At 70.2% G+C, this 6,219-nt stretch carries 8 protein-coding genes; all 8 read right to left on the bottom strand.

What is annotated here, in order from left to right; genetic code table 11:
• The coding region (locus L1066_RS23600; protein WP_235738801.1) for an acyl-CoA dehydrogenase family protein at positions 1–297 on the bottom strand (297 nt) is incomplete at its 3' end.
• A gap of 132 nt (positions 298–429) precedes the next feature.
• Positions 430–876 carry a Zn-ribbon domain-containing OB-fold protein gene (locus L1066_RS23595; protein WP_235738800.1) on the bottom strand — a complete coding sequence of 149 codons (447 nt, stop codon included), beginning with the start codon at positions 874–876 and terminating at the stop codon, positions 430–432.
• Positions 873–2,021 (bottom strand): acetyl-CoA acetyltransferase, encoded by a 1,149-nt coding sequence (locus tag L1066_RS23590; protein ID WP_235738799.1) that lies wholly within the window; start codon positions 2,019–2,021, stop codon positions 873–875. Before L1066_RS23590 ends, L1066_RS23595 begins: the two co-directional genes overlap by 4 nt.
• Positions 2,018–2,467: a MaoC family dehydratase gene (locus L1066_RS23585; protein WP_235738798.1), complete on the bottom strand. Its 450-nt coding sequence runs from the start codon at positions 2,465–2,467 to the stop codon at positions 2,018–2,020. Before L1066_RS23585 ends, L1066_RS23590 begins: the two co-directional genes overlap by 4 nt.
• On the bottom strand, positions 2,464–2,985 hold the full coding sequence (locus tag L1066_RS23580; RefSeq protein ID WP_235738797.1) for an FAS1-like dehydratase domain-containing protein: 522 nt from the start codon (positions 2,983–2,985) through the stop codon (positions 2,464–2,466). The genes L1066_RS23585 and L1066_RS23580 overlap by 4 nt, the downstream gene beginning before the upstream one ends.
• Positions 2,985–4,223: a RidA family protein gene (locus tag L1066_RS23575; RefSeq protein WP_235738796.1), complete on the bottom strand. Its 1,239-nt coding sequence runs from the start codon at positions 4,221–4,223 to the stop codon at positions 2,985–2,987. Before L1066_RS23575 ends, L1066_RS23580 begins: the two co-directional genes overlap by 1 nt.
• Positions 4,224–4,237: 14 nt before the next feature.
• Positions 4,238–5,593, bottom strand: a complete 1,356-nt coding sequence (locus L1066_RS23570) for an MmgE/PrpD family protein (protein WP_235738795.1) — start codon at positions 5,591–5,593, stop codon at positions 4,238–4,240.
• The coding region (locus L1066_RS23565; protein WP_235738794.1) for a CoA transferase at positions 5,590–6,219 on the bottom strand (630 nt) is incomplete at its 5' end. The genes L1066_RS23570 and L1066_RS23565, both read right to left, overlap by 4 nt.

The raw sequence follows: 6,219 nt of genomic DNA, 5'->3' as shown, positions 1-6,219 counted from the left end.
GACCAACCGAGCGGTGGTGCGGATGCCCTGCAGGTCGGTGCCGGCGTCCGGCTCGGTGAGACCGATGCCCGTACGCCGCTTGCCGGTCGCCAGGTCAGGCAGATACTTCTGCTTCTGCTCCTCGGTGCCGTGCATCGCGATCAGCCGGCAGGCAAGCGAATGCGAGCCGAGGATGCCTGCAACGCCCATCCAGCCGCGGGCGATCTCCTCGAAGACCAAGGCGAACGACACCGGGTCCAGGTCGAGGCCGCCGTACTCCTCCGGCACGGTGATGCCGAAGAGGCCCATGTCGGCCATGCCCTTGACGATCTCGGTCGGGTAGCGGCCGGCCTGTTCCCCACTCCCGGGCGACCGGGACGATCTCGTTGTCCACGAACTGACGCAGCAGTGCCTTGAACTCGCGCTGGTCCTCGTCGAGCTGGAAATCCATCAGTTCTCCCCATCGTCGGTGGCCCCTGCGGGCCGGTAGTACGGAAGCGCCCGTCCGTCGGGCAGGTCGCGCCAGGCAACGGCGACCGGGTCGCCGATCTGCCACCCGTCGCCCGGCACAGCCGGCTCGAGCCGGCTCAGCACGATCGGCCCCTCGGCCAGCCGAACCCGGGCAACCACGTACGGCGTCACAAGTTCTGGCCTCGGCGCGCGGTGCACGAGGGTGAAGCTGTCGATGGTGCCGGTGCCCGCAGCCGCGATCTGCTCCAGGTGCTCCATCGAGCCGCAGCCCGTGCACACTGCCCGCGGTGGGTGCTGCACCCGGCCGCACGACGTGCACGACTGCGCCGTCAGCAGGTGCTCACGCGTCGCCTCCCAGTAGTCGGCGCTGTTCTCGTCGGCCGGCGGCACCTCGCCCGGGATCCACTCGGTCTGGAGCTCGCTCATCGGTCAACCCCCAGGACGACGGTCGCATGCGTGGACAGGATTCCTCCGGTGCCGTGGGCAACGGCGATCTCGGCGTCGGCGACCTGCCGCGCGCCGCACTCGCCGCGTAGTTGTCGAACGGCCTCGACGAGCAGCAGCACGCCGTACTGACCGGGGTGGCAGTAGGAGAGCCCACCACCGGAGGTGTTGAAGGGCAGCGAGCCGCCGGGCCGGATCCGACCGCCCTGGATGAAGTCGAGCGCCTCGCCCTCACCGCACAGGCCGAGCGCCTCGACGCTCAACGCGGCGGTGATGGTGAAGGAGTCATAGACCTCGACGACGTCGATGTCGGCAGGGGTGATGCCCGCACGGGCGTAGGCGTCCTGCGCCGCTCCCCGCGCTCCCGGCACCGCGAGGTCGTCGACGGCGGTGAAGGAGGTGTTGGTGGTGCGCTCGCCGTACCCGAGCACCTCGACGGGCGTCCTGGCCAGGTCGCGCGCCCGCTCCAACGAGGTCACGACGACCGCGCCGCCGCCGTCGGTGACCAGGCAGCAGTCGGCGGCGGACAGGGGCGACGAGATCATCGGTGACTCGACGACATCGGCCACCGACAACGACCCCTTGCCGTGGCGGAAGGCCGCCGGGTTGAGCAGGGCCCATTCGCGGGCGGCGATCGCGATCTCCGCGAGCTGTTCGCGGGTGCCGCCGTATCGGTGCAGGTAGGACTGCGCCGCCATCGCGTAGTAGGAGAGCGGATAGAGCACGTCGTAGGGCTCTTCGAACTGCGCCTCGGGGATCCACGGTTCGTGGACGCCGCCCATCTTGCGCGACCTGGCAGAGCGCTGGTTGGAGGCGAAGGAGATGACCACGACGCTCGCCTGCCCAGCCTGGATCGCCTGGGTGGCGCGGGCCAGGTAGAGCTCGAAGGCGCTGCCACCGGCAAAGGTCGAGTCGGTCCACGTGGGTACGACGCCGAGGTAGTCGGCCAGTTGGGTGGCGGAGAAGCGCGAGATGCCGTTGGTGGCGATGCCGTCGACATCGGCCAGGGTGAGGCCGGCGTCGGCGAGAGCCCGCGTCACTGCTTGCGATTGCAACGTGAGGATCGACTTGTCGGTCACCCCGAGGTCGCACTCGGCTGCGCCGACGATGGCGACGCTGGTGCTCACGAGGTGGCCCCCGGTCCGTCGGCGGTACCGAGGAGTACGACGGCACGCCCGGCTCCGGCTGCCAGACGGCCCGCGCTTCCGTCCGCCGCCACGACCACGACCCGCAGCTCCGCGGTGAGCCGGTCGTCTCCGACCTCGGTCACCGAACCCTCGCAGCGCACGGTCTCGCCGGCGAAGACGAGGTTCTTGAAGGTGAAGGCGAGCTCGCGCACGAACGACTGCGGTCCGAGCCAGTCCTGCAGCTGCTCGACGAGCAGTGCACCGAAGACCTGGCCGTCGACCATCGGCGCCGGCAGCTTCGCGGCGGCGACGAACTCGGGATCGTAGTGCGAGCGGTACCAGTCCCACGTGGCACCGGCGTAGGCGACCATGTCGGTGAGGCTGATGGTGCGTTCCAGCGGCGGGACGACGTCACCGACTGCGATTGCGGCGTGGTCGATGCTCATGCCTTGCCTCCCTCGCTCTTCTGCTCCAGTCCGACGAAGATGATCGTCTCGGTGTTCTCCGCGAGCGGCTCGCCCTCGGCCGTGGCGTAGCGGGCGGTGGAGGTGATGATCACCATCTCGTGGCCGCGGCCGTTGACCTTGCCGACGACGTCATCGATCGACCAGGTGGCGACGATCATGTCGTCGGGGCGGACCCGGCGGTGGAAGACATAGGAGTTGCCCCCACGCACCTGCCGGGTGCCCGGCAGGTCGAGCCCCCAGGTGTGACCGGCATAGCCGTCGCGGTCGATCGGCAGGTCGGCGTACTGGTTGGTCTCGCAGATCAGTGTCGGCGGCCAGGTGACACCCCGCAGGCCCTGCTCCTTCGCGAAGCCGGCATCGGAGTAGAGCGGGTTGTCGTCCCCGATGGCCAGGCCGAAGTAGCGACCGGCTGCGGCACCCGCCGGGTCCGGAGCGGTGTAGGTCACCGTGCGGCCCTTGAGCGCCAGCACCTCCTCGGTCAGGAGCGAGTTGCTCATCAGCCCTCCTCTGAGGCGGACGCAGCCTCACCCGCAGGGTAGAGCGCGGTCGGGAAGACCTCGAGCTTGAACTCGTCGCGCAGCAGGCTGTGGCACAGTGCGCCGGTCGAGGCGGGCCACGGCGGTCCGAGCAACTGCTCACGTACGTCGGCCACGGCCCGATAGTCGCCCACGGCCGACTCGACGCAGTACTCGGTCGTCTCGAGCAGGTCGGCTGGTCCGAGTCCTGCGTGCTCGAGCAGGTGCAGGATGGCGCCGTACGTCGTCTCGGCCTGCTTGCCGATGTCGTCGGCGTGCATCGCCTGCTGGGTCTCCATGTCGAGGGCCGCGAAGCCCGACATGAAGAGCGTCCGCCCGGCCTTCACCCCCGGCGCATAGGTGAGCGTGTCGTAGCGCGACCAGCCCGGGTTCACGAGCTCGAGCGGGTGCCGCGACGCGGTGACGTCGATCGCGACCAGCTGACCCGGCGCGTGCAACCGCGACATCAAGATGCCGCCGGCACCCGGATAGACCCCACCCTCGTTGTTGCCGAGCAGCTCCTTGCGCACCTTGTGGGTGCCGCGATAGACGGAGCGCACCTCGGGCAGTGAGTAGTCGTAGGTGGTGACCGCATGACCGAGGCTGAGCCCGACCTTCTCCAGCATCACACCGGCCTGCTCGAGGCAGTAGCGGTACTGCGACACGAAGTCACCGGGGAAGACGACCTCACCGTTCGCGTCGATCGGAACCGAAGTGGGGAGGTAGACGGTCTCGTCCTGGCCCTCGGTCACGGCGGATCGCTGCCAGGTGCCGGCGTCGCGCGCCTCGCTGGCCGCGCGCAACTGCCGGCCACCGCCCTTGACCGTGTGGAGCTCGACCTCGAGCCACGCGGCCCTGCGGACCAGCCGCTCGACCACGACGGTTCGCACGGTGGGCCGATCCCCCAGCAGTTCCCGCCGCACGCCGGCGGCGGTCTCGTAGTGCGGCAGGCCCGCGATGGTGACGTTCTCGCTGACCCGCGTGACGTCTTCGGGACCGAAGCCTGCCGCGGCGAGGATCGCCAGACACTTCTCGTAGGCGATCCGCGCCTGCTGCTCCATGGTGCCCTCGACGGTCATCTTGCCGATGTCCGGATCGTGACGGGCCGAGGTGTGACCGGAGGTCCAGGCGGTGTCACCCTCGGTCAGCCCCAGGCAGAAGGTGAACCCCTCGTAGGGGAACCACGGGAACTCGGTGGGCGTGATCGCTTGCAGGGTCACAGGGAATCCATCCTTCAGTGCGGAGCCAGGGAGTCGAGGACCGCCAGCAGGGCGGTCAGGTCAGGTTGGTCGTCGAGCACGGCGAGCGCCGCGAAGAGCGGGGTGGCGTCGATACCGGCCAGGCCGGTGGCCTTCTCGATGAGCAGGGCGTCGGTGAGCGGGTTGTCGGGGCCGCCGGCGCTGCGGTCGACGTGACCGGTGACGGTCGTGCCGTCGGCCAACTCGATGCGTACGTCGCCCGGTGCGTCGGCAGCCACGCCGTCAGGCACGGTGATCTCGACGACGACGCGGCCAGCCAGGTCGGCGACCTCGGGTCGGCGGATCGAGACCTCCTCGAACGTGTCGAGGCCGACGGACCCGTCGACGAGCAGTGCAGCCACGCTCCACGGCAGCGAGAACTTCGCGGCGTAGTCGCTGGCCGGGCGGGTGAGGTCACGGGTCGCGTCGCAGACCACGGCAGCTGAGTCGGGATGCACCTGCGCGGTGAGCCGCACGACCTCGGTGACCTCGAACGGGCGCCGGGCACGGGCGTCGCGCACTGCGTCCAGCGTGGCGTGCGAGAGCTGGCAGGCCGGGTAGGGCTTGATGCCGATGCGCGTGGTCTCCCAACGCACTCCGAGGTCGGCCACGATGGAGGCCGGGTCGGCGGGGCCGTCGACCAACGTGTCGTAGAGGCCGTGCGGGCCGTCGAAGACCGTCTCCGGGCCGGTCGCTCCGGCTGCCGCCAGCCGCGCGGCGAGGATGCCGGACTGCGACGCGAAGCCAGGATGGAGCTGCTTGGTGGAGGCGCCGGTGGCGAGGAAGGCGAGCAGGCCACCGGCCTGGCTCCCGGCGATGCCGAGCGCGTTGGTGGTCTGGGCCAGGTCCATTCCGAGGAGTCGCGCGGTGACGGCAGCCGACGAGAAGACCCCGGCAGCCATCGTGGAGTGCAGTCCGCGGGCGTGGAAGCCGTTGGGTGCGGCGGCCGCGACCCGACAGGCGACCTCGTAGCCGACGACCGCGGCCTCCAGCACGTCGGCACCCGTCGCCCGCACCTGCTCACCGACGGCGAGCGCGGCGGGGAGAACGACGGCGGTGGCGTGGATCAGGCCACCGGCGTGGGTGTCGTCGAAGTCGAGCGCATGCACGAGCGAGCCGTTGGCCAGACCGGCTGCCGGTGCCGACACCTTGTCCGGTTGCCCCCAGATCGTGGCCTCGGGTGGTCCGCCCAGATCTGTGGCGACCGGCACGGCAGCAGGGACCTGGCCGGTCCGCAAGGCGCCGAGTGCGGTGCCCAGGCCGTCGAAGAGGTGGCGCTGCGCGGCACGCCGCACCTCGACGGGGATGTCTCCCGTCGAGACGACCCAACGCGCCAACGCCGGTGCGATCATCGCGCCGCCGCCTCTTGCTCGGGTGTCGGATGGCCGTGCGGCGGCCGGCCGGCACCGAAGGCACCGTCAGCAGCGAGTGCAGCGACCTTCGCGTCGTCGTAGCCGGCCACGTCGCGCAGCACCTGCTCGAAGTGCTCGTTGCGCAGCGGCGCCCGGCGATACTCGGGCCGCTCATCGCCCACCCGTACCGGGGAGGCGACCTGCTTGACCGTGCCGTAGCGCGGATGCTCCGTCTCGACGATGAGGTCCCGGGCAACGGTGTGCTCCTCGCGCAGGGCAGCGGGCACGTCGTTGATGGGGCCGCACGGGATGCGGGCCGGATAGAACTCACCCAGCCACTCGTCGACGGTGCGGGTGCGGAAGATCTCCTCGAGCTTGTCGGTGAGCTCGGCCTGGTTCTGCTGGCGCAACGAGAAGTTGGCGTAGGGCGAGCCCTCCTCGGCCCATTCGGGGTGACCGACGGCCTCGGCCAACCGGGTCCAGAACTTCTCCTTGGCGCAACCCACGACGAACCAGCCGTCCTTGGCCTCGAATGCCTGGAACGGCACCAACGACGGGTGTGCGGAGTGCCGGGTACGTGCCGGGGTGTAGCCGGCGTTGAGGTGCCACGTCGCCGGATAGGTCAG

The sequence above is a fragment of the Nocardioides alcanivorans genome (assembly GCF_021555175.1).
Classification (GTDB): Bacteria; Actinomycetota; Actinomycetes; order Propionibacteriales; family Nocardioidaceae; genus Nocardioides; species Nocardioides alcanivorans.
This window is presented reverse-complemented; position numbering and strand designations above follow the sequence as displayed.